Annotated in this window: 21 protein-coding genes; 18 read left to right on the top strand and 3 right to left on the bottom strand. The window is 65.7% G+C overall.

Annotated elements, in window-relative coordinates; genetic code table 11:
- Positions 1-302: 302 nt before the first annotated feature.
- On the bottom strand, positions 303-4,277 hold the full coding sequence (locus tag KSS90_RS20385) for a bifunctional nitrate reductase/sulfite reductase flavoprotein subunit alpha (RefSeq protein WP_217867021.1): 3,975 nt from the start codon (positions 4,275-4,277) through the stop codon (positions 303-305).
- 289 nt (positions 4,278-4,566) lie between these two features.
- Between KSS90_RS20385 and KSS90_RS20380 the strand changes: the two genes are divergently transcribed.
- From KSS90_RS20380 to KSS90_RS20370, 3 genes are all read left to right on the top strand, one after another.
- The gene (locus tag KSS90_RS20380; RefSeq protein ID WP_046856862.1) at positions 4,567-4,770 is read left to right on the top strand and encodes a ParD-like family protein; all 204 of its coding nucleotides are present in this window, start codon (positions 4,567-4,569) and stop codon (positions 4,768-4,770) included.
- Positions 4,767-5,579 carry a type I methionyl aminopeptidase gene (map, locus tag KSS90_RS20375; protein WP_217867020.1) on the top strand — a complete coding sequence of 271 codons (813 nt, stop codon included), beginning with the start codon at positions 4,767-4,769 and terminating at the stop codon, positions 5,577-5,579. The genes KSS90_RS20380 and map overlap by 4 nt, the downstream gene beginning before the upstream one ends.
- Before the next feature lie 79 nt (positions 5,580-5,658).
- Entirely contained in the window at positions 5,659-6,765 is a 1,107-nt protein-coding gene (locus KSS90_RS20370; RefSeq protein ID WP_217867019.1) for an NADH:flavin oxidoreductase/NADH oxidase, read from the top strand.
- 1 nt (position 6,766) lies between these two features.
- On the opposite strand, the gene KSS90_RS20365 is transcribed toward KSS90_RS20370, so the two are convergent.
- Positions 6,767-7,099 carry a type II toxin-antitoxin system HicB family antitoxin gene (locus KSS90_RS20365; protein WP_217867018.1) on the bottom strand — a complete coding sequence of 111 codons (333 nt, stop codon included), beginning with the start codon at positions 7,097-7,099 and terminating at the stop codon, positions 6,767-6,769.
- Between the two features lie 168 nt (positions 7,100-7,267).
- Entirely contained in the window at positions 7,268-8,692 is a 1,425-nt protein-coding gene (locus KSS90_RS20360) for a gamma-aminobutyraldehyde dehydrogenase (protein WP_217867017.1), read from the bottom strand.
- A 183-nt stretch (positions 8,693-8,875) separates the two neighbouring features.
- Between KSS90_RS20360 and KSS90_RS20355 the strand changes: the two genes are divergently transcribed.
- The 15 genes from KSS90_RS20355 to KSS90_RS20285 all read left to right on the top strand — a co-directional run bounded on the left by KSS90_RS20355 (position 8,876) and on the right by KSS90_RS20285 (position 25,110).
- Positions 8,876-9,559 carry a tellurite resistance TerB family protein gene (locus tag KSS90_RS20355; protein ID WP_217867016.1) on the top strand — a complete coding sequence of 228 codons (684 nt, stop codon included), beginning with the start codon at positions 8,876-8,878 and terminating at the stop codon, positions 9,557-9,559.
- Positions 9,560-9,687: 128 nt separating this feature from the next.
- Positions 9,688-11,310, top strand: a complete 1,623-nt coding sequence (locus KSS90_RS20350) for a methyl-accepting chemotaxis protein (protein WP_217867015.1) — start codon at positions 9,688-9,690, stop codon at positions 11,308-11,310.
- 5 nt (positions 11,311-11,315) lie between these two features.
- Positions 11,316-11,837: a chemotaxis protein CheW gene (locus KSS90_RS20345; protein WP_217867014.1), complete on the top strand. Its 522-nt coding sequence runs from the start codon at positions 11,316-11,318 to the stop codon at positions 11,835-11,837.
- Entirely contained in the window at positions 11,834-13,075 is a 1,242-nt protein-coding gene (locus KSS90_RS20340) for a CheR family methyltransferase (RefSeq protein WP_217867013.1), read from the top strand. Before KSS90_RS20345 ends, KSS90_RS20340 begins: the two co-directional genes overlap by 4 nt.
- Positions 13,072-13,737, top strand: a complete 666-nt coding sequence (locus KSS90_RS20335; protein ID WP_225933099.1) for a chemotaxis protein CheW — start codon at positions 13,072-13,074, stop codon at positions 13,735-13,737. Before KSS90_RS20340 ends, KSS90_RS20335 begins: the two co-directional genes overlap by 4 nt.
- On the top strand, positions 13,734-16,034 hold the full coding sequence (locus KSS90_RS20330) for a hybrid sensor histidine kinase/response regulator (protein WP_217867012.1): 2,301 nt from the start codon (positions 13,734-13,736) through the stop codon (positions 16,032-16,034). Before KSS90_RS20335 ends, KSS90_RS20330 begins: the two co-directional genes overlap by 4 nt.
- Positions 16,031-17,044 carry a chemotaxis response regulator protein-glutamate methylesterase gene (locus KSS90_RS20325; protein WP_217867011.1) on the top strand — a complete coding sequence of 338 codons (1,014 nt, stop codon included), beginning with the start codon at positions 16,031-16,033 and terminating at the stop codon, positions 17,042-17,044. Before KSS90_RS20330 ends, KSS90_RS20325 begins: the two co-directional genes overlap by 4 nt.
- Before the next feature lie 51 nt (positions 17,045-17,095).
- Positions 17,096-18,100, top strand: coding sequence for a response regulator (locus KSS90_RS20320; RefSeq protein ID WP_046856850.1), 1,005 nt, complete (start codon positions 17,096-17,098; stop codon positions 18,098-18,100).
- Positions 18,101-18,280: 180 nt separating this feature from the next.
- Positions 18,281-19,376 (top strand): peptide chain release factor 2 gene (gene prfB / locus KSS90_RS20315; protein WP_156177510.1). Its coding sequence is split into 2 segments (ribosomal slippage): positions 18,281-18,352 and positions 18,354-19,376, totalling 1,095 coding nucleotides; the frame shifts between segments, so codons are not numbered across the junction.
- Between the two features lie 93 nt (positions 19,377-19,469).
- Entirely contained in the window at positions 19,470-20,972 is a 1,503-nt protein-coding gene (gene lysS / locus KSS90_RS20310) for a lysine--tRNA ligase (RefSeq protein WP_003252208.1), read from the top strand.
- 211 nt (positions 20,973-21,183) lie between these two features.
- Entirely contained in the window at positions 21,184-21,888 is a 705-nt protein-coding gene (locus tag KSS90_RS20305) for a TetR/AcrR family transcriptional regulator (protein WP_217869831.1), read from the top strand.
- A gap of 29 nt (positions 21,889-21,917) precedes the next feature.
- Positions 21,918-22,466 (top strand): hypothetical protein, encoded by a 549-nt coding sequence (locus tag KSS90_RS20300; protein WP_217867010.1) that lies wholly within the window; start codon positions 21,918-21,920, stop codon positions 22,464-22,466.
- A 145-nt stretch (positions 22,467-22,611) separates the two neighbouring features.
- On the top strand, positions 22,612-23,889 hold the full coding sequence (locus tag KSS90_RS20295; protein WP_023632436.1) for a flavohemoglobin expression-modulating QEGLA motif protein: 1,278 nt from the start codon (positions 22,612-22,614) through the stop codon (positions 23,887-23,889).
- On the top strand, positions 23,861-24,784 hold the full coding sequence (locus KSS90_RS20290) for an alpha/beta hydrolase (protein ID WP_217867009.1): 924 nt from the start codon (positions 23,861-23,863) through the stop codon (positions 24,782-24,784). The genes KSS90_RS20295 and KSS90_RS20290 overlap by 29 nt, the downstream gene beginning before the upstream one ends.
- A complete protein-coding gene (locus KSS90_RS20285; protein ID WP_023632434.1) occupies positions 24,781-25,110 on the top strand; it encodes a PA3694 family proteiin in 330 nt (109 codons plus the stop codon). Before KSS90_RS20290 ends, KSS90_RS20285 begins: the two co-directional genes overlap by 4 nt.
- The last annotated feature ends 45 nt before the right edge of the window (positions 25,111-25,155 follow it).

Here is a 25,155-nt window from a genome sequence, read left to right as displayed (position 1 = left end):
ATCCTCGATCACGGAAAAACGAAAAAGGCGCCTGGAGCCGAAGCTCCAGGCGCCTTTGCCTGTACTCATCAGTGTGAGGCCCCTGTCGACCGCCGTTGGTCGTTGGGGCTGTTGTACTGCATTGAAAAGCAGGGAGTGTGCCAAGCGGCCACTCAACGGCAGTCCTCACGGGCCTCATCGCCGGCAAGCCGGCTCCCACAGGGCTGCGGACCCATTTGCGGCGTACCCTTGTGGGAGCCGGCTTGCCGGCGATGAGGCCGTTACGTGTACAACGAAGGTGCAAGCCTCACCACCGTGGTGCATCAATACACATCCCGTCGGTAGCGCTTGTCCCGCGCCAACCCCTCGACGAACGCCGCTGCCGCGCCCTCGTCCAGGCCGCCGTGCCGCGCCACGAGCTGGCGCAAGGCCGCGTCCACATCCCGGGCCATGTGCCGGGCATCGCCACACACATACACATGCGCGCCGTCCTGCAACCAGCGCCACAGCTCGGCACCGTGCTCCAGCAGGCGATGCTGCACATAGATCTTCTGCGGCTGGTCCCGCGAGAACGCCGTGCTCAGGCGCACATGCCCGCTGGCTTCCCAGGCCTGCAATTGTTCGCGGTAGTAGAAGTCGCAGGCGGCATGTTGCTCGCCGAAGAACAGCCAGTTGCGCCCCTTGGCCCCGCGTATCTCGCGTTCCTCGAGGAACGCCCGGAAGGGGGCGATACCGGTGCCGGGGCCGATCATCACGACCGGCAGGCCGTCGTCCTCGGGCAGGCGGAAGTGCTTCGAAGGCTGCGCGAAGATCGACACCTCCAAAGCCGTTGCGCGGTCGGCGAGGAAGCTCGAACAGACGCCCTTGCGCTGGCCATGGCGCACGATGGAGACGGTCAGATGCACCTGGCCGGGATGAGCCCGGGGGCTGGAGCTGATCGAGTACAGGCGCGGCTGCAAGGGTTTGAGCAACGACAACCAATTGCCCAGCGGCAAGGCCTGGGGGTGTTCGCGCAGCACGTCGGCCAGCTGGCGGCCCCACAGCCATTCCTTGAGTTCGCCCTTGCATGCTGGCTGCAGCAGGCGTTGCAGGCCGGGGGCGTGCTGGCTGAAGGTTTCGAGCTGCTGGCGGTTGACCTGGGTGATGTCCAGGTGCCGCTCCAGCGCTGTACGCAGAGGCATTGGGCCATGCCCCTCGAGTTCGATCTCGGCCTGACCTTCCAGCTGCATCAGTGTGAGCAGCTCGTCGACCAGGTCCGGGCAATTGCGCGGCCAAACGCCCAGGGCATCGCCGGGTTGATAGCGCAGGTCGCTGCCGGACAGGTCGAAGACCAGCTGTCGAGTTTCCTTGGTTGAACCCAGGCCGCTCAGGAGGCGATTTTCCCGCAGGGTAGCGGGCCAGGGCTGATGTTTGCCGCGGACGGCGACCGGCGCGGCAGGGGCTAGCGGGCCACTGCCAAGCTCGGGCAGCAGGGCATCGAGCCAGGCGCCGAAGGCCGCTTCGCAGTCCGGCTCGCAGTCGACCCGGGCCAGCAGGCGCCGGGCACCCAGCTCGGCCAGGCGTTGATCGAGCTTGCGGCCGAAGCCGCAGAACTGGTCGTAGCTCGAGTCGCCCAGGGCCAGCACGGCGTAGGGCAGGGTGGCGCAACTTGCGCTTTCGTCATCCTGCAGCGCCCGCCAGAACGCGGCGCCGCTGTCCGGCGCATCGCCGTCACCGAAGGTGCTGGCGATCAGCAGCAGGCTGGCGGCGCCCCGCAGTTGGGACGGGCGCACCGCCTCCATGCAACTGAGCGCGACCACCAGCCCGGCGTCGCGCAGGCGCTGGGCGCAGCGTTCGGCGAGGTGCTCGCCATTGCCGGTCTGCGAGGCCCAGAGCACGTGGTGGCGAGGGCCTTCGAGCGCTGTTTGCGGTGCTGGCGCGGGCCGGGCGAACAGGCCGGCCAGCAGGCCGTCGACGAACAGGCGTCGCTCCGGCGCCAGGGGCGCAGTGGGCGGCAGGCAAGGCACGTTCTCGGTGCTGGCCTGGCTCAGTCCGAGCAGGAAACCTTGCAGGTAGTGGCGCTCTTCCTCGGCCAGGACCGGAGCCGGCAAAGCCTCCAGGCCGAGCAGGCGGGACAGGGTGGCGGTGGGCATGGTGATGGGCTCCGGGGGAAGCGTCAGTTCGAGGGCTTCGATGCGCTCGCCGGCGACCCGCTCCAGGGCCACGGCACAGTGCTTGAAGGCCGGCTGCAGCGAGGTCGGGTCCACCGCGTCGCAGGTCACCGCGTTGATTGCCAGTTGCTCGCCGTACAGGTCGTTCCAGTGAAACGGGGCGAAACAGTTGCCGGGCAGCACCCGCTCGCTGAGCCGCGCCGGCAGCACGGCCTGGCCACGGCGCGAGCGGATCGCCACCTGGTCCTTGGGCGCAATACCCAGGCGCCGGGCATCGTCGGGATGGATCTCGACAAAGGGGCCGGGCTCCAGCTTGTTCAGGCTGGGTACCTGGCCGGTCTTGGTCAGCGTGTGCCACTGGTGCTGGACGCGGCCAGTATTGAGCACGAAAGGGAAGGCATCGTCGGGCAGCTCCGCCGGCGGCAGCCAGGGGCGGGCGAAGAACCGCGCCTTGCCGGTGGGCGTCGGAAACACCGGCGCCTGTGGGGCGTCTGGCGCGACATAGCGCAGCGGGCTGCGAGTGTCCTTGCGCCCCGGTGCGCTTGGCCATTGCCGCGGGCCCTGGCGCAGGTCGGCATAGTCGATACCGCGCAGGTCGTAGCCGGTATCGGGGTTGTGGAAGCGGCGGATCTCATCGAACACCGCTTCGGCGTCGGGGTAGTCGAAGGCGTGCGCATAACCCAGGGCACAGGCGATGCGCGCGATCAGGCGCCAGTCCTCGAGGCTCTCGCCGGGCGCCTCGACGGCGCGGGGCATCAAGGTCAGGTTGCGCTCGCTGTTGATCATCACCCCTTCGCCCTCGGCCCACAGTGCCGCCGGCAACAGGATGTCGGCGTAGCGGTTGGTCTCGGTGTCGAGGAAGGCGTCCTGGCTGATCACCAGCTGTGCCTGGCGCAGGCCGTCGATCACCTGTTGGCGGTTGGCAACGCTGGCCACCGGGTTGCTGCAGATGATCCAGCAGGCTTTCACTTCGCCATGCTTGAGTTGCTCGAACAGTGCCACGGTGCCCTCACCCCCTTCGCTGCGCAGGGTGCCGGAGGGCAGTTGCCATTGCGCTTCGACGAAGGCGCGATCCGCCGCCACCTGCGCCGAACGCTGGCCCGGCAGGCCCGGCCCCATGTAACCCATCTCGCGGCCGCCCATGGCATTGGGTTGGCCGGTCAGCGAGAACGGCCCGCTGCCGGGGCGGCAGATGGCGCCGGTGGCCAGGTGCAGGTTGCATAGGGCATTGCTGTGCCAGGTGCCGTGGATGCTCTGGTTCAGGCCCATGGTCCAGCAGCTCATCCATTCGCCCGCCTCGCCGATCAGGCGGGCGGCTTCGCGGATGTCGGCCTCGGCCAGCCCGGTGATGGCCGCGACGTGTGCGGGGGTGTAGTCCTCGAGAAACGCCGGCAGCGCCTCCCAGCCCTCGGTGTGGCGGGCGATGAAATCCGCGTCGGTATGGCCATTGGCGTGCAGCAGGTGCAGCAGGCCATTGAGCAGTGCCAGGTCGGTACACGGGCGCAGTTGCAGGAACAGGTCGGCCTTGTCGGCGGTGGCGCTGCGCCGTGGGTCGACGACGATCAGCCTGGCGCCGGCCTTGAGCCGGTCGAGCAGGCGCAGGAACAGGATCGGGTGGCAGTCGGCCATGTTCGCGCCGATCACCAGGAACACCTCGGCGCGCTCGAAATCCTGGTAGCTGCCGGGCGGCCCGTCGGCGCCCAGCGATTGCTTGTAGCCGCTGCCGGCACTGGCCATGCACAGGCGTGAGTTGGATTCGATATGGCGGGTGCGGATGAAACCCTTGGCCAGCTTGTTGGCCAGGTACTGGGCCTCCAGCGACATCTGCCCGGAGACATAGAGGGCCACGGCGTCGGCGCCGTGGGTATCGATGATCGTGCGCAGGCGCCTGGCCGTCTCGGCGATGGCCGTGTCCAGCGGGCGACGGGCTGGCTCCTGGCTGCGCTGGTCACGGACGAACGCGTGGGCCATGCGCCCGGCCTCCAGTGGCACATGGGCGGTCAGCCCTTTGGTACACAGGCGCCCGAAATTGCTGGGGTGCTGCTTGTCGCCGCTGACCTTGACCACCTTGCCCCCGCTCACGCGCATGACAATGCCGCATCCGACCCCGCAGTACGGGCAAACACTGCGCACTTCACTGCCGCTCATCACGATCTCCTGCTGGCGAAACGACAAAGGCGCCGGCTACCCGGCCTGCAAGTGGCAAGCGGGGCAACACGGCGCCTTCGTCGTGGAGAGAGAACCATCGGCGTTGATGGCCTCGATGCCATGCAAACAGCAAATCCCGGGCCATTTCATGCGGGACGCGGTGCTGCTGTGTGAGTGGGCTCGCCCGGCGCGGGACGCGCACCGATATGGGGAGCTGCGCACCAGCGGATGGCATCGGTCGAACTATGGCTATATGATTCGCATACGTTTCATATATAGGTAACCGCACATGGGTATCGTCAAGATCGCCGACGACCTCCACGAAGACCTGCGCGTGGCCAGCGCCGCGCTGTCGCGCTCGATCAACGCCCAGGCCGAGCACTGGATCCGTATCGGCATGCTGGCCGAGTTGCACCCGCAGGCCACCTACCAGGAACTGCTGCGCCAGTTGCTGCGCCAGGAGCAGGCCAATCTCAAGGAGCTGCTGCAATGAGCAAGGTCATCCTCAAGGACGCCGCCCAGCTTGAACTGATGCGCCGTGCCGGCCAGTTGCTGGCCCGGGTGTTCGCCGACCTCGACGGTTTCATTCGCCCCGGCGTGACCACGATGCAGATCAACGACCGCGCCGAGGCCTTCATCGTCCAGACCCTCAAGGCGCGGCCGGCGAGCAAGGGCCAATACGGTTTTCCCTTTGCCCTGAACACGTCGGTGGACCATGTGGTCTGCCACGGCATGCCCAAGGTCGACGAGGCACTGAAGGAGGGCTCGATCGTCAACGTCGACATTACCCTGGAGCAGGGCGGCTATATCGCCGATTCGTCGAAGATGTACAGCATCGGCCAGATCGGCGAAGAGGCCCGGCGGCTGATGGACACCACCTATGCCGCGCTGTGGAAGGGTATCGAGCAGGTGCGCCCCGGCGCGACCCTCGGTGACATCGGCCACGCCATCCAGGCCCATGCCGAGGCCGCCGGCTACAGCGTGGTGCGCGAATATTGCGGGCACGGCATCGGCACGCAGATGCACGAGGCGCCGGAGGTGCTGCACTACGGCCAGCGTGGCACGGGCATGCAGCTGCAACCGGGGATGGTGTTCACCATCGAGCCGATGATCAACCAGGGAGGGCGCGGAACCCGCGGCTTGCGCGATGGCTGGACGGTGATTACCCGTGACCGGAGCCTGTCGGCGCAATGGGAGCACACCGTGGCGGTGACGCAGAGCGGTGTCGAGGTGCTGACTTTGCGCGAGGAGGAACGCGTGGCGCAGGGCGATGGGCGAACACCCCTCGGAGCCATGGTCTAGGCTGAAACCTACCGGTACCGGCCCACGTCCCACTACAAGTGCCGGCCCGGCAACCATTGGAGTCCCTGGGAGGTGCGTCATGAGCCTGCTGCTCGAACCCTACACCCTGCGTCAGCTGACCCTGCCCAACCGTATCGCCGTTTCCCCCATGTGCCAGTATTCCGCCGTCGACGGTCTGGCCAATGACTGGCACCTGGTGCATCTGGGCAGCCGCGCTGTCGGTGGCGCCGGCCTGGTGATCAGCGAGGCCGTCGCTGTCACCGCCGATGGGCGCATAACTGCCGAAGACCTTGGCCTGTGGAACGACGACCAGATCCCCGCGCTGCAGCGTATCACTCGCTTCATCACTGCCCAGGGCGCCGTGCCCGGCATCCAGCTGGCCCACGCCGGGCGCAAGGCCAGTACCCACAGGCCGTGGCTGGGCAAGCACGGCAGCGTCAAGCTCGAAGACGGCGGCTGGCAGCCGGTAGGGCCCTCCAAAATTGCCTTCGACCCGGAACACACCGCGCCCCGCGAATTGAGCAAGGATGAAATCCAGGAAGTGGTCGGCGCATTCGTCGCCGCCACCGAACGGGCGTTGAAGGCCGGCTTCAAGGTGGTCGAGATCCACGCCGCCCACGGCTACCTGCTGCACCAGTTCCTTTCGCCGCTGAGCAACCAGCGCCGCGACGAGTACGGCAGCTGCTTTGAAAACCGTATCCGCCTGACCCTGCAGGTCGTCGAGGCGGTGCGTAAGGCCTGGCCCCAGGAGCTGCCGCTGTTGGTGCGGGTGTCGGCCACCGACTGGGTCGAGGATGGCTGGAACCCGGACGAGACGGTGGAGCTGGCCCGCCGGCTGCGCGCCTTGGGCGTCGACCTGATCGACGTATCGTCGGGAGGGACTTCGGTCAACGCCGAGATCCCCACCGGCCCCGGCTACCAGACCCGTTTCGCCGAGCGGGTGCGCAAGGAGTCGGAGATCGCCACCGGCACCGTCGGCATGATCACCGAGCCGGCCCAGGCCGAGCATATCCTGCGCACCGGCCAGGCCGATGTGATCTTCCTCGCCCGCGAACTGTTGCGCGACCCTTACTGGCCATTGCACGCAGACGACGACCTGGGCGGCAACAAGGCGACCTGGCCGGCGCAATACCAACGCGCGACAAGCCGGGCCAACCCGATCCACGAATCGGACCTGCGCGACTGACTCAGCCGCAGGCGGCTTGGCTGAGGATGTCGCTGACCCACTGGTTGATGCTCTTCTGCGCCAGCTCGGCCTTGGCCGCCACGCTGGCGTGGAGAGCAGGCTCCAAGCGCAGGCTGAGTTTGCCGGAGTAGGTTTTCTGCGGTTCACGCCCCAGGCGCAGACAGGTTTCGAGGTAGTCGTCGACAGCTTCCTCGAACGCCTGGCGCAATTCACTGATCGACTCGCCATGGAAGCCGATCACGTCGCGGATCCCGGCGACATGGCCGATCAGCAACTGGTCTTCGTCGCTGTATTCGATGCGCGCCGAGTAGCCGCGGTAATTCATCACATTCATGGTGTAACTCCTGCCAGCTTCAGAAACTGGTATCAGTCTGTGATACCAGTGCCATCGAACTCAATAGATCGGCGGTAGGGTGTAGCTCAGGCGATAGGCAGGAAAAATCGCGTTGCTTTGCAGGAAAAAAAGCCGGTGGGTGTTTTGCCCCCACCGGCTGGTTGTGGCTCAGTGCTTGAACATCACATGGCGCACACAGGTGTAGTCCTCCAGCCCGTACATCGACATGTCCTTGCCATAGCCGGAATGCTTCTGCCCGCCGTGCGGCATCTCGCTGACCAGCATGAAATGCGTGTTGACCCAGGTGCAGCCATATTGCAGCCGTGCGGCGAGGCGGTGGGCGCGTCCGCTGTCACGGGTCCACACCGACGAGGCCAGGCCATACTCCGAGTCGTTGGCCCATTCCAGCGCCTGGGCTTCGTCGCTGAAGCGGGTGACCGACACCACCGGGCCAAATACCTCGTGGCGGACGATTTCGTCGTCCTGCAGCGCATCGGCCAGCACGGTCGGCGCAAAGAAGAAACCATCGCCAGGCAGTGGCTTGCCACCGGTGACCAGGCGGATGTGCGGCTGGGCGATGGCACGGTTCACCAGGCCGGCCACCTTGTCGCGATGCTGGGCGCTGATCAACGGGCCGAGCTCGGTGTCCGTGGCATGTTGCGGGCCTGGCTTGATGCTCTCCACCGCCGCGCCCAAGCGTTCGACGAAGCGTTCGTAGATGCCGTCCTGCACGTACAGCCGGCAGGCGGCGGTGCAGTCCTGCCCGGCATTGTAGAAGCCGAAGGTGCGGATGCCGTCGATGGCGGCGTCGAGGTCGGCATCGTCGAACACCAGCACCGGTGCTTTGCCGCCCAATTCCATGTGCATGCGCTTCACGCTGTCGGCGGTGGCGCCAATGATGTGCGCGCCGGTGGGGATGGAGCCGGTCAGCGACACCATGCGCACCTTGGCATGGGTGACCAATGGGTTGCCGACGGTTTGGCCACGCCCGAAAAGGATATTGAGCACGCCGGCCGGCAGTAGCTCACGGACCAGCTCGCCCAGGCGCAGGGCCGTCAGCGGGGTCAGCTCCGAGGGCTTGATGACCACGGTGTTGCCGGCGGCCAACGCGGGAGCGATCTTCCAGGCCAGCATCATCAGCGGGTAGTTCCACGGCGCGATGGAGGCGACCACGCCCAGCGGGTCGCGACGGATCATCGAGGTGTGCCCGGGCAGGTATTCGCCTGCCGCCAGGCCACCCAGGCAGCGGGCGGCGCCAGCGAAGTAGCGGAATACGTCGGCGATGGCCGGGATCTCGTCGCCAAGCGCTGCGGCATAGGGCTTGCCGCAGTTATCCGACTCCAACCGGGCCAGTTCCTCACCGTGTCGTTCGATCACCTCGGCAATGGCCAACAATGCGCTGGCGCGTTCCTTCGGCGTAGTCTGCGACCAGTGCTGGAAGGCATGGTCGGCGGCGCGCACGGCGGTGTCGACCTGGGCCTCGGTGGCTTCGTTGATCTGCGCCAGGGCGCTGCCCTTGGCCGGGTCGAGCACGGTCCAGGCCGGGCCTTCGCCGTTCACCAGGTGGCCGTTGATCAGCATTCGGGTTTGCATGGAGCGGTTCTCCTCGTGGTCCTCGAGCGCACTGCGCCTCAGTGACGCTACAGACTAGAAGCGACTGGCCGTGCCAACAAACCGCAGGGGGCAACATCCGGATGCAAATGCGTTAAGCGAGGCTTCAGCTTGCCGGCCTACTCTGGGGCCTTCTCAACGTTGAATGTTTGCGAGGTCTGTCAGATGAACACGCGTGGTCTGCTCGATCAGCTCTTGAAAACCGGTCAATCCCTGATGCAGAACCAGCAGGGCAAGGGCGTCAGCGACAAAGGTTCGGGGAGCCTTGGCAGCCTGTTGTCTGGTGCGGGCGGTGGCGCGTTGGCAGCGGGGGCCATGGGTTTGCTGCTGGGCAACAAGAAGGCCCGCAAGTATGGCGGCAAGGCCCTTACCTACGGTGGCCTGGCCGCGCTCGGGGTGCTGGCCTACAAGGCCTATGGCAACTGGCAGGCACGCCAGGGAGCCGGCGATCAACAGCCGCAGACGCTCGATCGCCTGCCGCCGGCCCAGGTCGAGCAGCACAGCCAGGCGGTGCTGCGGGCGCTGGTGGCGGCAGCCAAGTCCGACGGTCATATCGATGACCGTGAGCGGGCCCTGATCGAAGGCGAGTTCACTCGCCTGGACAGCGACCGCGAGTTGCAGCACTGGCTGCATGCCGAGCTGAACAAGCCGCTGGACCCAGCCGAAGTGGCCCGCGCCGCGCAGACCTCGGAAATGGCCGCCGAGATGTACCTGGCCAGCGTGATGATGGTCGATCAGGAGAACTTCATGGAGCGCGCCTACCTCGACGAACTGGCGCGTCAGCTGCGGTTGGACCCTGCCTTGCGCCTGGAGCTGGAGAACCAGGTCAGGCTTGCCGCGGATCAATGAGTCTGCAATTGGCCACATCAATGGGCAAGGAGGCCTGAATACAGCAGCATTCAGCCGCAAATGCTTAGGAAGCCTGGGCTATACTTCGGCGATTTTTCCCGCTCGTATCGAATTCCTGAGGGCTGAATGTGAAGAACTGGACCTTGCGCCAACGGATCCTGGCAAGTTTCGCCGTGATCATCGCCATCATGCTGCTGATGATCGTGGCCGCCTACTCGCGGCTGGTGGCGATCGAGTCCAGCGAGGAGGCGGTAGGGTCCGACAGCATTCCCGGCCTCTACTACAGCTCGATGATCCGCAGCGCCTGGGTCGACAGCTACGTGACCAGCCAGCAGTTGGTCGGCCTGTCGAACCACCGCGAGTTCACCTCCGCCGATGTCGAACTGTTCAAGAGCTTCGACGACCGCCTCAAGCAGCATATGGCCAGTTACCAGGGCACCATCCGCGATCCGGCCGACCAGGCTGCGTTCGACGATTTCACGCGCCAGGAAGAGGCCTACGTCAAGATCGTCGACCAGGTCCTGGAAACCTACCGCCAGAAGAACTACGCCGAAGCCCAGCGATTGATCGCCGACGTGCTGACGCCCGCCTGGAGAGAAGGGCGCCTGCATCTGAACGAAGTGATCGAGCGCAACCGGGAGTCCGCCGACAACGCCACCAACGAAATCGTCAGCGCCGTGGCCACTGCCAAAGGCAGCATGATCGTCTCGCTGCTGTTGGCGATCGTCGCCGCCGGCATTTGCGGGCTGCTGCTGATGCGTGCGATCACCGCCCCCATGCAGCGCATCGTGCATGCCCTCGACGGCTTGCGTTCGGGCGACCTGAGCATGCGCTTGAGCCTGGACCGCAAGGATGAGTTCGGCGCGATCGAGGGTGGCTTCAACGAAATGGCCGAATCCCTGGCCAATCTGGTGTCGCAGGCCCAGCGCTCGTCGGTGCAGGTGACCACCTCGGTCACCGAGATCGCCGCCACCTCCAAGCAGCAGCAGGCCACCGCCACCGAAACAGCCGCCACCACAACCGAGATCGGCGCCACCTCGCGGGAGATCGCCGCGACCTCGCGGGATCTGGTGCGCACCATGACCGAAGTCACCAGCGCCGCCGACCAGGCCTCGAGCCTCGCTGGTTCGGGCCAGCAAGGCCTGGCGCGCATGGAAGAAACCATGCACCAGGTGATGGGCGCCGCCGACCTGGTCAACGCCAAGCTGGCGATCCTCAACGAGAAGGCCAGCAACATCACGCAGATGGTGGTGACCATCGTCAAGGTCGCCGACCAGACCAACCTGCTGTCGCTCAACGCCGCCATCGAGGCCGAGAAGGCCGGTGAGTACGGTCGCGGATTCGCCGTGGTCGCCACCGAGGTACGCCGCCTGGCCGACCAGACCGCCGTGGCCACCTACGATATCGAGCAGATGGTGCGCGAGATCCAGTCGGCGGTGTCGGCCGGGGTGATGGGCATGGACAAGTTCTCCGAGGAGGTGCGCCGCGGCATGTTCGAGGTGCAGCAGGTGGGTGAGCAGCTCAGCCAGATCATCCATCAGGTGCAGGCGCTGGCGCCGCGGGTACTGATGGTCAACGAGGGCATGCAGGCCCAGGCCACCGGCGCCGAGCAGATCAACCAGGCACTGGCCCAGCTCAGCGATGCCAGTACCCAGACTGTGGAGTCGTTGCGTCAGGCCAGCTTCGCCATCGACGAACTGAGCCAGGTAGCCGCCGGGCTGCGGGGCGGTGTTTCGCGGTTCAAAGTCTGACGACGATGAGCGAACTGTTCCCCCGCGAGGATCGCGAATCAGCCGGCAAGGGTGTGTTGTACCTGCAGTTTCGCATCGCCGACCAGCGCTTCGCCCTGGATGTGCGCGAGGTGGTCGAGGTGCTGCCGTGCCGTACCCTCAAACCCATTGCCCAGGCGCCGAGCTGGGTGGCCGGTGTGCTGGCCCATCGGGGCGCATTGGTACCGGTGGTCGATGTGTCGGCGTTGAGCTTTGGCGCGCCGGCGCAGTCGCGCAGCAGCACCCGGCTGGTACTGGTGCATTACCGCGCCGACCCACGGCGCCCGGACCTGCAGCTGGGGCTGATTCTGGAGCAGGCCACCGACACGCTGCGTTGTGCCCCCGACGCGTTCCAACCCTACGGCCTGGACAACGCCGAGGCGCGTTACCTCGGGCCTGTTCGGCAAGATGCCCGCGGTTTGTTGCAGCGCATCCAGGTGGACGACCTGTTGTCGGACGCGGTGCGTGAGCTGTTGTACCCCATCGAGCTCGGGCAGGAGCCAGCATGAGCGAGCAACGTTTCTTCCGTTTCCTGCAGGAACGTATCGGGCTGGACGTGGAGTCGGTCGGCACGGCGATGGTCGAGCGTGCGTTGCGTCAGCGCTGCACGCTCGTGCAGGCCGCGGACCTCGACGATTACTGGCTGCGTTTGCAGCAGTCCAGCGATGAGCAGCAGGCCCTGATCGAGGCGGTCATCGTTCCGGAAACCTGGTTCTTCCGTTACCCAGAATCCTTCACTGCGCTGGCGGGGCTGGCGCACAAGCGTGCGGCAGAACTTGCCGGCGCACGGCCCCTGCGCATCCTCAGCCTGCCGTGCTCGACCGGCGAGGAACCCTACTCGATCGCCATGGCCTTGCTCGACGGTGGCCTGAGCCCGGGCGCTTTCCGTGTCGATGGTATCGATATCAGCCCCAGTTCGGTGGCCAAGGGCGAGCAGGCGCTGTACGGGCGCAACTCCTTCCGCGGCAGCGAGCTGGCCTTTCGCGAGCGGCACTTCAGCCCAAGCGGCGATACCCATCGCCTGGACGAGCGGGTACGCCAGCAAGTCAGCCTGCAGGCGGGTAACGTGCTCGACCCGGCGCTCAAGGCGCGCGAAGGGTTTTACGATTTCGTGTTCTGTCGCAACTTGCTGATCTACTTCGATGTTCCGACCCAGCAACGGGTGTTCGAGGTACTCAAGCGTCTCATCCACGCCCAGGGCGTACTGTTCATCGGCCCTGCCGAGGGCAGCCTGCTGGCGCGCCTGGGCATGCGACCGCTGGGGATTGCCCAGTCATTCGCCTACGTGCGTCAGGATGATGCCCCACCGGCTGCTGCCAATCCGTTGCCGGTTGCGCGCCAGCCGGTCGTGCCGCCGCCACGTATCGTGGCGCTGCCGCCCCGCATCGCCAGGCCGAGCGCCGTGCCAGTGGCGCCGGTACCGGCACAAGACGAAGCGCAGTTGCTGGCCCTCATTGCCCGGCAGGCCAATGCCGGTGAAAACCAGCAGGCCAGGGCGGACTGCGAACGCTATCTGCGCCAGTTTGCCCCCAAGGCACAGGTCTATTACTGGCTGGGGTTGCTCAGTGACACCGAAGGCGATGCCGCGCAGGCCATCACCCACTATCGCAAGGCGCTCTACCTCGAGCCGCAGCACCCTGAGGCGCTGATGCACCTGGCCATGCTGCTGGCTGCGCAGGGCGACGAGGCCGGTGCCCGGCGCCTGCAGGAGCGCGCCGCCCGTGCCGGCAGGGAGTCTGAACGATGAGCGGCGGATACCATATGCAACTGATCGCCAATGACGACCAGCCCATCGACGATTGCTGGAACCGCATCGGCGTGCATGGCGACAAGCAGTGCCCGTTGCTGGAGCGGCATGTGCATTGCCGCAATTGCGAGGTGTATGCCGAGGCGGCAACGCGCCTGCTGGATCGCTATGCGCTGGTTCAGGACGAGCAAGTCGAAACGGCAATCGTGGAGGAATGCGCGGTCGGTCGCTCGATGCTGCTGTTCCGCCTGGGCGAGGAGTGGCTGGCCCTGGCCACTGCCTGCCTGGCCGAAATCGCTCCGGCGCAAACGGTACACTCGTTGCCGCACCAGCGTTCTCGGGTGCTGCAGGGCGTCGCCAATGTGCGCGGTGTACTGGTGCCTTGCCTGTCGCTGGCCGACCTGTTGGGCGTTCCAACGCAGGCGGGCACCGAGCGTAACGGGCGGAGCATGCCGCGCATGCTGATTCTGGCAGCCGAGGGTGGGCCGGTGGTGGTGCCGGTGGATGAGATCGACGGCATCCATCGTCTCGACCCTGCCAGCCTGGACAACGGTCAGGACGCGGCGCACTTCACCGCCGCCGTGTTGCAGTGGCGGGGGCGCAGCGTGCGCGTGCTGGATGAACAACACCTGATGTCAGCCGTGAAGCGGAGCCTGTCATGACCCCGGAGCAAATGCGCGATGCATCGCTGCTCGAACTGTTCAGCCTGGAGGCCGAGGCCCAGACTCAAGTGCTCAGTGCAGGCTTGATGGCGCTGGAGCGCAACCCTGCGCAACCCGATCAACTCGAGGCCTGCATGCGTGCGGCGCACTCGCTCAAGGGGGCGGCGCGGATTGTCGGGATCGATGCCGGGGTCAGTGTCGCCCACGTCATGGAAGACTGCCTGGTGGCCGCCCAGGAAGCTCGCTTGCTGCTGCGCCCCGAGCATATCGACGCCTTGTTGCAAGGCACTGATCTGCTGATGCGCATCGCGACCCCTGGCGAACAAGGCGTCGATGTCGCCGTGGCGGTGTTCCTGGCACAGATGACAGCGCTGCTCGACCCTACGGCGCCCGCGCCGCTGATCGCGCAGACTGCCGCTCCAAGCGCGCCGCCCGCTGCCTTGCCGGCGCGGCCGGAACCCGAGCCTACGCTGCAGGCCCCGGCGGAGCCTGAACCCGAGGCGGAGCCGGTGCCTGTGCGTAGGGCCGGCAAGCGCGGTGGTGAGGGCGCAGAGCGGGTATTACGGGTCACCGCCGACCGTCTGAACAGCCTGCTGGACCTGTCGAGCAAGTCGCTGGTCGAGACCCAGCGCCTGAAGCCTTACCTGGCCACGCTGCAGCGCCTGAAACGCATGCATGGCCAGGGCATGCGCGGCCTCGATGGCCTGAAGGCCCAGCTGGAAGAGAGCGGGCAGGGGCCGGAGGTGTTGGAAGCGTTGGCCCAGACCCAGCAGTTGTTGGCTGAGACTCAGCAGATCCTGTTGCAACAGGCGGCCGATCTCGACGAATTCGGTTGGCAGGCCAGCCAGCGCGCGCAACTGCTGTACGACACGGCGCTGGCCTGCCGCATGCGGCCGTTCGCCGATGTTCTCACCGGCCAGAGCCGGATGGTCCGCGACCTCGGGCGCTCGCTGGACAAGCCAGTGCGCCTGTTGATCGAGGGCGAGAAGACCCAGGTCGACCGTGACGTGCTGGAAAAGCTCGAGGCACCGCTGACGCATCTGCTGCGCAACGCGGTCGATCATGGCATCGAACTGCCCGAGCAACGCGTGCTGGCCGGCAAGCCGAGTGAAGGCACCGTGCGCCTGCGCGCCTCGCACCAGGCCGGGCTGCTGATCCTGGAGTTGTCCGACGACGGTGCCGGCATCGACCTGCAGCGCCTGCGCGACAGTATCGTCGAGCGTGCCCTGTCACCGGCCGAGACGGTGGCGCAGATGAGCGAGGCTGAGCTGCTGACGTTCCTGTTCCTGCCGGGCTTCAGCCTGCGCGACACGGTCACCGAAGTATCCGGGCGCGGTGTCGGCCTGGATGCGGTCCAGCACATGGTCCGTGAACTGCGCGGCTCTATCGAGTTGACCCAGGTGGCCGGCCAGGGATGTTGCTTCCACCTGGAGGTGCCGCTGACCTTGTCGGTGGTTCGCAGCCTGGTGGTCGAGGTGGGTGGCGAGGCCTACGCCTTCCCGCTGGCGCATATCGAGCGCACCGTCGAGGTGGCGGCCGAGGCCATCGTGCAGATCGAGGGGCGCCAGCACTTCTGGCACGAAGGGCGACACATCGGCCTGGTGGCCGCCAGCCAACTGCTCAACCGGCCGGCGGCACAGGGCGATGAACAAAGCCTGCGGGTGGTGGTGATCCGCGAGCGCGAGCAGCTCTATGGCGTGGCCGTCGAGCGGCTGATCGGCGAGCGGGTGCTGGTGGTGATGCCGCTGGACCCGCGCCTGGGCAAGGTCCAGGACATTTCCGCCGGCGCCTTGCTCGACGACGGCTCGGTGGTGCTGATCGTCGACGTCGAGGATTTGCTGCGCTCGCTGGACAAGTTGCTCAGCACCGGCCGCCTGGAGCGTATCGAGCGCGGTGGCCGGGGCGCGAAGGGGGTGGCGCGCAAGCGGATCCTGGTGGTTGACGACTCGCTCACCGTGCGCGAGCTGCAACGCAAGCTGCTGGGCAATCGAGGCTACGAAGTGGCGGTGGCCGTGGATGGCATGGATGGCTGGAACGCCCTGCGCAGCGAAGATTTCGACCTGTTGATCACCGACATCGACATGCCGCGCATGGACGGGATCGAACTGGTCACCCTGGTGCGGCGTGACAACCGCCTGCAATCGCTGCCGGTGATGGTGGTGTCGTACAAGGATCGCGAAGAAGACCGGCGTCGTGGACTGGATGCCGGCGCCGACTATTATTTGGCCAAGGCCAGCTTCCATGACGATGCGTTGCTGGATGCGGTCGTGGAGCTGATCGGAGGTGCCCAGGGATGAGAGTCGCCATCGTCAACGACATGCCCATGGCCGTCGAGGCCCTGCGCCGGGCGTTGGCATTCGAGCCGGCGCACCAGGTGATCTGGGTGGCCGGCAACGGAGCCGAGGCGGTGCGCCTGTGCGCCGAGCAGACCCCGGACCTGATCCTCATGGACCTGATCATGCCGGTGATGGACGGTGTGGAAGCCACCCGGCGGATCATGGCCGAAACCCCCTGCGCCATCGTCATCGTCACCGTGGACCGCAAGCAGAACGTGCATCGGGTGTTCGAGGCGATGGGCCATGGCGCCCTGGATGTGGTCGATACCCCGGCGTTGGGCGCGGGCGATGCACGTGAGGCGGCAGCGCCGCTGTTGCGCAAGATCCTCAATATCGGCTGGCTGATCGGCCAGCAGCGGCCCAGCGCCGCCCGGGCGGTGACTGTGCCATTGCGCGAGGCGTCGCAGCGCCGTGCCCTGGTGGCCATCGGCTCGTCCGCGGGCGGCCCGGCGGCCCTGGAGGTACTGCTCAAGGGACTGCCGCGCAGTTTTCCGGCGGCCATCGTGCTGGTCCAGCATGTCGACCAGGTATTCGCCGCCGGCATGGCTGAGTGGCTCAGCAGCGCCTCCGGCCTGCCGGTGCGCCTGGCCCGCGAGGGCGAGCCGCCGCAACCGGGGCAGGTGCTGCTGGCCGGCACCAACCACCATATCCGCCTGCTGAAGAATGGCGAGCTGGCCTACACTGCCGAACCGGTCAACGAAATCTACCGGCCCTCCATCGATGTGTTCTTCGAGAGCGTGGCGCGTTACTGGTCAGGCGATGCGGTGGGCGTGCTGCTCACCGGCATGGGGCGAGATGGCGCCCAGGGCCTGAAGCTGATGCGCCAGCAAGGCTTCCTGACCATCGCCCAGGACCAGCAGAGCAGCGCGGTGTATGGCATGCCCAAGGCTGCCGCGGCGATCGACGCGGCGGTGGAGATTCGCCCGCTGGAGCGAATCGCCGGACGACTGATGGAAATCTTTTCGAAATGACGATATGTATTGATTCGCGCCGCGTGGTCGGCAGTGAACGGGTGATGACGGATGAATGATCTACCGATCGAAGGTTTCACGACCATCAACGAAAGTGCGGCGATGGTCCTGCTGGTCGACGATCAGGCGATGATCGGCGAAGCGGTGCGTCGTGGCCTGGCCCACGAGGAGAACATCGACTTCCACTTCTGCGCCGACCCGCATCAGGCGGTGGCCCAAGCCATGCGCATCAAGCCCACGGTGATCCTTCAGGACCTGATCATGCCGGGCCTCGATGGCCTGACCCTGGTGCGCGAGTACCGCAACAACCCGGCCACCCAGGACATTCCGATCATCGTCCTGTCGACCAAGGAGGATCCGTTGGTCAAGAGCGCGGCGTTCGCCGCGGGGGCCAACGACTACCTGGTCAAGTTGCCGGACACCATCGAGCTGGTGGCGCGTATCCGCTACCACTCGCGTTCCTACCTTACCCTGCTGCAGCGTGACGAGGCCTATCGCGCGTTGCGCGTGAGCCAGCAGCAGCTGCTCGACACCAACCTGATGCTGCAGCGGCTGATGAACTCGGACGGCCTGACCGGGTTGTCCAACCGCCGTCACTTCGACGAGTACCTGGAGCTGGAGTGGCGTCGGGCGATCCGCGAGCAGCAGCAGTTGTCGCTGCTGATGATCGATGTCGACTACTTCAAGGCGTTCAACGACAGTTTCGGCCATTTGGCCGGCGACGAGGCCCTGCGCCAGGTGGCCGAGGCCATTCGTGGCTGCTGCTCGCGGCCTACCGACCTACCGGCGCGCTACGGCGGCGAGGAGTTCGCCCTGGTGCTGCCCAACACCTCGCCCGGCGGCGCACGCCTGGTGGCCGAAAAGCTGCGCCAGACCATCATGGGGCTGAAGATCGCCCACACTGTGCCCGAGGCGGCTTCGCACCTGACCGTGAGCATCGGTCTGGCGACCTTGACCCCGAGTGTCGGCAGCCATTGCCGGCAACTGATCTCGGCGGCGGACAAGGGGCTGTACCTGGCCAAGAACAGTGGGCGTAATCAAGTTGGGATTGCCTGAGGTCGCGAAGTGACGGGCGGCGCCTGCGCCTACGCAGTTGCCGCTCGCGGTTACCTCTTGATCGGCAACGGCAACAGCGAGTGAGTCTGCAGCCAGACTGCCCGGCGGGTCTGCCGCCCTGGCGCAGAGTCGGTTATACTCGCGGGCTTTTCACCGAATTCGCACGAGAGCCGCCCGCCCATGGAAATCCAACCAATCCTGAACACCATCAAGGACCTCACCGAGCGTTCCCAGTCTATTCGGGGGTATCTTTGACTACGATCACAAACATGATCGTCTGGTCGAAGTAAACCGCGAGCTGGAAGACGCCGCCGTCTGGAACAAGCCCGAGTACGCCCAGGCCCTGGGCCGCGAGCGCGCCATGCTGGCGCAGGTTGTCGAGACGCTCGACAAACTGTCCAACGGCCTGGGTGACTGCAAGGACTTGCTCGACATGGCGGTCGAGGAAAACGACGAAGGCGCCGTCAGCGATGTCGTGACCGAGCTGCAAGGGCTGGAGGAATCCCTCGCCCTGCTCGAGTTCCGTCGCATGTTCAGCGGCGAGATGGACCCGAACAACGCCTACCTGGACATCCAGGCCGGCTCCGGCGGCACCGAGGCCCAGGACTGGGCCAACATCCTGTTGCGCATGTACCTGCGCTGGGCCGACAAGCGTGGCTTCGACGCCACCATCATCGAGCTGTCCGAAGGCGAAGTCGCCGGCATCAAGGGCGCCACCGTGCATATCAAGGGCGAGTACGCCTTCGGCTGGCTGCGCACCGAGATCGGTGTGCATCGCCTGGTGCGCAAGAGCCCGTTCGACTCCGGCGCCCGTCGCCACACCTCGTTCTCGGCGGTGTTCGTCTCGCCCGAGATCGACGACAAGGTCGAGATCGAAATCAACCCGTCCGACCTGCGCATCGACACCTACCGCTCCTCCGGCGCGGGCGGCCAGCACGTCAACACCACCGACTCGGCGGTGCGTATCACCCACGTGCCGACCAACACCGTGGTGGCCTGCCAGAACGAACGTTCCCAGCACGCCAACAAGGACACCGCCATGAAAATGCTGCGGGCCAAGTTGTACGAGCTGGAGATGCAGAAGCGCAACGCCGCCTCGCAGGCGCTGGAAGACAGCAAGTCGGACATCGGCTGGGGCCACCAGATCCGTTCCTACGTGCTGGATGACTCGCGCATCAAGGATCTGCGTACCGGCGTCGAGCGTAGCGACTGCCAGAAGGTGCTCGACGGCGACCTCGACGAGTATCTGGAAGCGAGCCTCAAGCAGGGGCTGTAAACCGCACACCACCGCCGCGATACGAGGCTTGCTGCCCGTATCGCGCGCCCTGCCCGACAGGGGCAACGAATACCTGATGGAAAGAATGACGACATGAGCGACCTCAAGACCGAATCGCAAGACCTGCAACAGGAAGAAAACGCCCTGATCGCGCTGCGCAAGGAAAAACTTGCCGCAGAACGCGCCAAGGGTAACGCCTTCCCCAACGACTTCCGTCGCGACAGCTACTGCAACGACCTGCAGAAACAGTACGCGGACAAGACCAAGGAAGAGCTGGAAGCAGCCGCGATCCCGGTCAAGGTTGCCGGTCGCATCATGCTCAACCGTGGCTCGTTCATGGTCATCCAGGACATGACTGGCCGTATCCAGGTCTACGTCAACCGCAAGACCCTGCCGGAAGAGACCCTGGCGGCGGTCAAGACCTGGGACCTGGGCGACATCATCAGCGCCGAAGGCACCCTGGCCCGTTCCGGCAAGGGCGACCTGTACGTCGAGATGACCAACGTGCGCCTGCTGACCAAGTCGCTGCGCCCGCTGCCGGACAAGCACCACGGCCTGACCGACACCGAGCAGCGCTACCGCCAGCGCTACGTCGACCTGATGGTCAACGAGGAAACCCGCCACACCTTCCGTGTGCGTTCGCAGGTGATCTCGCACATCCGCAAGTTCCTCATCGAGCGCGACTTCCTCGAAGTCGAGACGCCGATGCTGCAGACCATCCCCGGTGGTGCCGCGGCCAAGCCGTTCGAAACCCACCACAACGCGCTGGACATGGCCATGTTCCTGCGCATCGCGCCGGAGCTGTACCTCAAGCGCCTGGTTGTCGGTGGTTTCGAGAAAGTGTTCGAGATCAACCGCAACTTCCGTAACGAAGGCGTTTCGACTCGTCACAACCCAGAATTCACCATGCTCGAGTTCTACCAGGCCTACGCCGACTACCGCGACAACATGGACCTCACCGAGGAACTGTTCCGCGAGCTGGCGCAGCTGGTGCTGGGCAGCACCGACGTGCCGTACGGCGACAAGGTGTTCCACTTCGGCGAGCCGTTCGTGCGCCTGTCGGTGTTCGACTCGATCCTCAAGTACAACCCGGAACTCACCGCTGCCGATCTGCAGGACGTCGACCGCGCCCGCGAGATCGCCAAGAAGGCCGGCGCCAAGGTGCTTGGCCACGAGGGCCTGGGCAAGCTGCAGGTGATGATTTTCGAAGAGCTGGTCGAGCACAAGCTGGAGCAGCCGCACTTCATCACCGAGTACCCGTTCGAAGTCTCGCCGCTGGCCCGTCGCAATGACGACAACCCGGCGGTGACCGACCGTTTCGAGCTGTTCATCGGTGGCCGCGAGATCGCCAACGCCTATTCCGAGCTCAACGATGCCGAAGACCAGGCCGAGCGCTTCCTGGCTCAGGTGGCCGAGAAGGACGCCGGTGACGACGAGGCCATGCACTACGACGCCGATTTCGTCCGCGCCCTGGAGTACGGCATGCCGCCGACCGCCGGTGAAGGCATCGGCATCGACCGCCTGGTGATGCTGTTGACCAACTCGCCGTCGATTCGCGACGTGATCCTGTTCCCGCACATGCGTCCACAGGCCTGAGCGATCTGAACAAGCCGCCTTTCGAGGCGGCTTTTTCTTGCCTGAAGCTTTATGTTGTCTGTGTCGGCCCTATCGCTGGCAAGCCAGCTCCCACAGGTACTGCACAGCACCTGAACATTGTGGGGCCCCTGTGGGAGCCGGCTTGCCGGCGATAGGCCGGCACGGGCAGCAGATGACTCGAACTATGAGGTACCGCCCCGTGACCCCCGCCATGCCCCATCAGGGCGCCGCCGGCATCGCCACCGCCGTCGCCGAAAGCGTGCAGTACCAAGGCCGCAAGACCGCCCGCCAGGGCAGCGAGCAACGCCGCCAGCAGATCCTCGACGCCGCCATGCGCATCGTCGTGCGCGATGGCGTGCGCGGTGTGCGCCACCGCGCCGTGGCCGCCGAGGCCGGCGTGCCGTTGTCGGCCACCACCTACTACTTCAAGGATATCCAGGACCTGCTGGCCGATACCTTCGCCCAGTACGTCGAGCGCAGCGCGGCCTACATGGCCAAGCTCTGGACCAACACCGAAGGCGTGCTGCGCCAGTTGCTGGCCCAGGGCGACGGCACGCCCGAGGCCCGGGCACACCTGGCCGATGAGGTCGCGCGCATGCTGGCCGACTACGTATTGCGCCAGTTGAACAACCGCCGCGACTTCCTCATGGCCGAACAGGCCTTCCGCCAGGAGGCGCTGTTGTGCCCGCGCCTGGCCGAACTGGTGCAGGCCCACGAGCAGATCCTGCTGCATGGCGCGCGCCAGATACTGCAGGTGGTCGGCTCGCGCCAGCCGGAACAGGATGCCCAGATGTTGACGGCGATTATCGAGCAGATGGAATATCAGGGCCTGCTCAAGGAGGCGAATGCGCAGGCCGATGGGCAGATGCTCGCTATCCTTGTCCGATACCTGCAGATGGTGCTGGCCTCGGCCTGAGTGGCGAACGATTTTTCAAGGAGACCCTGATGAAAGCCTGGCGTGTGGTGTTGTTGACCTTGTCATTCCTCCTGCTGGGCGGTTGTCTGGTGACCTTCGACGAACCGCTGCCGGCCAACCAGCCAGCGCCTAAGGCCCTACTCGGGCAGTGGAGCAGCAAGGACGCCTGGGGTCAGCCGCTCAAGCTGAGTATCAGCCGCGCCGGTGGCAACACCTACAAGGCAGTGGCCCGTGCCCAGGGCGAGGCGCCCAAGGAATACGTCTTCACCGTGGCCCGGCATGGCAACCGCTGGTACCTGTCGGCGGGCGTGCCCAAGCGGCTGGGCGGCAACTTCCTGATTGGCGGCTTCGAGGTAATCGACGGCAAGCAGCTGGTGGTCTACAACCTCGATGTCGAGCAGGTCCAGCAGGCCGTGGACGAGAAGGAGTTGAGCGGGCGCAGCACCCAGGTGCCCGAGGACAACGGCCCCGGCGTGCTGATCGACAGCCCGACGGAGCGTGTGCTGGCCTACCTGGACGACCCGGCCAACTCCGACCTGTTCGTCGAAGTGGCGCGGTTCCAGCGTTCCGGTAAGTAGCGTGGACTGCGTTGGCTTCATCGCCGGCAAGCCGGCTCCCACATGTTGAGCAGCGTTTTCTGTGGGAGCCGGCTTGCCGGCGAAAGGGCCGCAAGGCGGCCCCGGCTACGTTAGTTGCAAGGCATTTTGATTCAAGGAGTCCCCGGTGGACGAATACCAGCAAACCATCCGCAGCCTGTCCGATCGCATTGTCGCCACGCAGACCCCGATCCGCGTGCTCGACGCGGTTAAATGGGACGACGGCATCCGCCAGGGCTTCCTCAAGGCCAAGGGCAAGGAGCCGCCTGCGGTGGATCGCGCCTATTACCAGAACCGGCCGTTGTCGTTCGATTCCAGCGCGGTGAAGGCCGAGTTCCAGAGCATCGAGCGCGACATCACCCGGCAGTTGGGCCAGTTCAACCCGGTCGGCCAGATCATGCGACGCATGTGCAAGGAGTACCGCATGGTGGTGCGCATGCTCGAGGCGCGAGGCACCGAGGATTTCGGCCTGATCTCCCAGGAGCTCTATGGCGCCGCCTCCGATGCCTTCCACGCCGGTGACCCGACCCTGGCCGACCTGGGCCTGATGCTCTCGGACTACCTGAACAACATCGACGGCCGCGGCGACCTGAAGGACGAGCCGAAGAACCTCACCGCCAAGGAAGCGGTGGAGATTCTCCAGCGGCGCCTGAACAAGGTGTTCGGCGAAGCCGAGGAAACCATCCGCGTGTTCGAGTCCGACGGTATCGTCGCCGATGCCGCAGCCGGCGCCGACTACATCAAGGTGCGCGCCGACGCCATGTTCAACAGCCGCGACGTGCGGGCGCTGGAGGTGCACGAAGGGCTGGTGCATGTCGGCACCACCCTCAATGGCCTGAACCAGCCGATCTGCACCTTCCTGGCCAAGGGCCCGCCCTCGTCGACGGTGACCCAGGAGGGCCTGGCGATCCTCATGGAAGTGATCGCCTTCGCCTCCTACCCGAGCCGCCTGCGCAAGCTCACCAACCGTACCCGGGCCATCCACATGGTCGAGGAGGGCGCGGACTTCCTGCAGGTCTTCGAGTTCTTCCGCGGCCAGGGCTTCGAGATGGGCCAGAGCTACAGCAACGCCAGCCGGGTGTTCCGCGGCTCGGTGCCCAATGGCCTGCCGTTTACCAAGGACTTGTCCTACCTCAAGGGCTTCATCATGGTTTACAACTACATTCAGTTGGCCGTGAAGAAGGGCAAGCTCGAGCAGATCCCGCTGTTGTTCTGCGGCAAGACCACCCTGGAAGACATGCGCACGCTGCGCCAGCTGGTCGAAGAGGGGCTGGTGGAGCCGCCCAAGTACCTGCCGGAACAGTTCCGCGACCTCAACGCGCTGTCGGCGTGGATGTGCTTCTCCAACTTCCTCAATCACCTGAGCCTGGACCGTATTGAAGCCGACTACGCGAACATTCTCTGACGCCTGCCGTCACCTCGCCTTCGGCCTCGGCTTGCTGCTGCTGGGGGGCTGCAGCAGCCTGCTGTTCTACCCCGAACCGGGCCAGCCGTTCACCCCGGCACAGGCACATTTGCAGTATCAGGACGTGAGCCTCACCGCGGCCGACGGCACGCGCCTGCATGGCTGGTGGATCCCGGTGCCGCAGGGTGTCGAGGTCAAGGGCACCGTGCTGCACCTGCATGGCAACGGCGGCAACCTGGCCTGGCATCTGGGCGGCAGCTACTGGCTGCCGAAAGAGGGTTACCAGGTGCTGATGCTCGACTATCGCGGGTATGGGTTGTCCCTGGGCAAGCCGACGCTGCCCGAGGTGTATGGCGACATCGCTGCGGCCCTGGACTGGCTGCGTGCCGCTCCCCAGGTGCAAGACAAGCCGCTGGTGCTGCTGGGCCAGAGCCTCGGCGGGGCGATGGCGATCCACTATCTGGCGCAGTACCCGGAGCAGCGTCGGCGTTTCAGCGCATTGGTGTTCGACGGTGTGCCGGCCAGTTACCGGACCGTGGGGCGATATGCACTGAGCACGTCGTGGATGACCTGGCCGTTGCAGATACCTCTGTCGTTGCTGGTGCCCGATGGCGATAGCGCGATCCACTCGATCGAGCGCCTGGACAGCCCGCCAAAGCTGTTCTTCCACAGCATCGACGACAACCTGGTGCCGCTGGACAACGGCCTGCGCCTGTACCGGCATGCACCGCCGCCGCGGGTGCTGCAACTGACCCGTGGCGATCATGTGCAGACCTTCGCCGACCCGACCTGGCGCCAGGTGATGCTGCGCTTCCTGGACGATCCCACGCACTTCAACGGCCTGCGTCGTCTGGCCGAAGTACCCAACTATCCTGACGAGAAGAACAAGCAATGAGTGAAGAACGCAACGCCATCCCGCTGATCCTGACCGGTGTCGGCAGCATCATCGTGACGGTGGGAGCCCTCTGGTACTACGGCTACCTGCATTTCGCCAAGCCTGAGGACGCCCTGTTGCTGCAGGACTTCACCATGCTCAAGACCATTCCCGGCGAGGACTACAAGCTCTCGCTGACCCCGGCGCCGCAGGTGGCGCAATGCATCGATGGCGTGCTGGTGCTGTTCGATACCCAGCAGAAAGGGCTGACCGGCGTGCTGGTGGACAACCGCAAGCGCGCGGTGCGTTGCGCCGGGCAGGAGACGCCGCAGCAGGAGCTGCAGTAACAGGCCCCCTGGCAACGGGCTTGCCCGCTGCCACAGGCCCGGCCG

This window comes from Pseudomonas maumuensis (genome assembly GCF_019139675.1).
Lineage (GTDB): Bacteria > Pseudomonadota > Gammaproteobacteria > Pseudomonadales > Pseudomonadaceae > Aquipseudomonas > Aquipseudomonas maumuensis.
The sequence above is the reverse complement of the archived record's forward strand: the minus strand, read 5'-3'. Positions and strand labels throughout refer to the sequence as shown.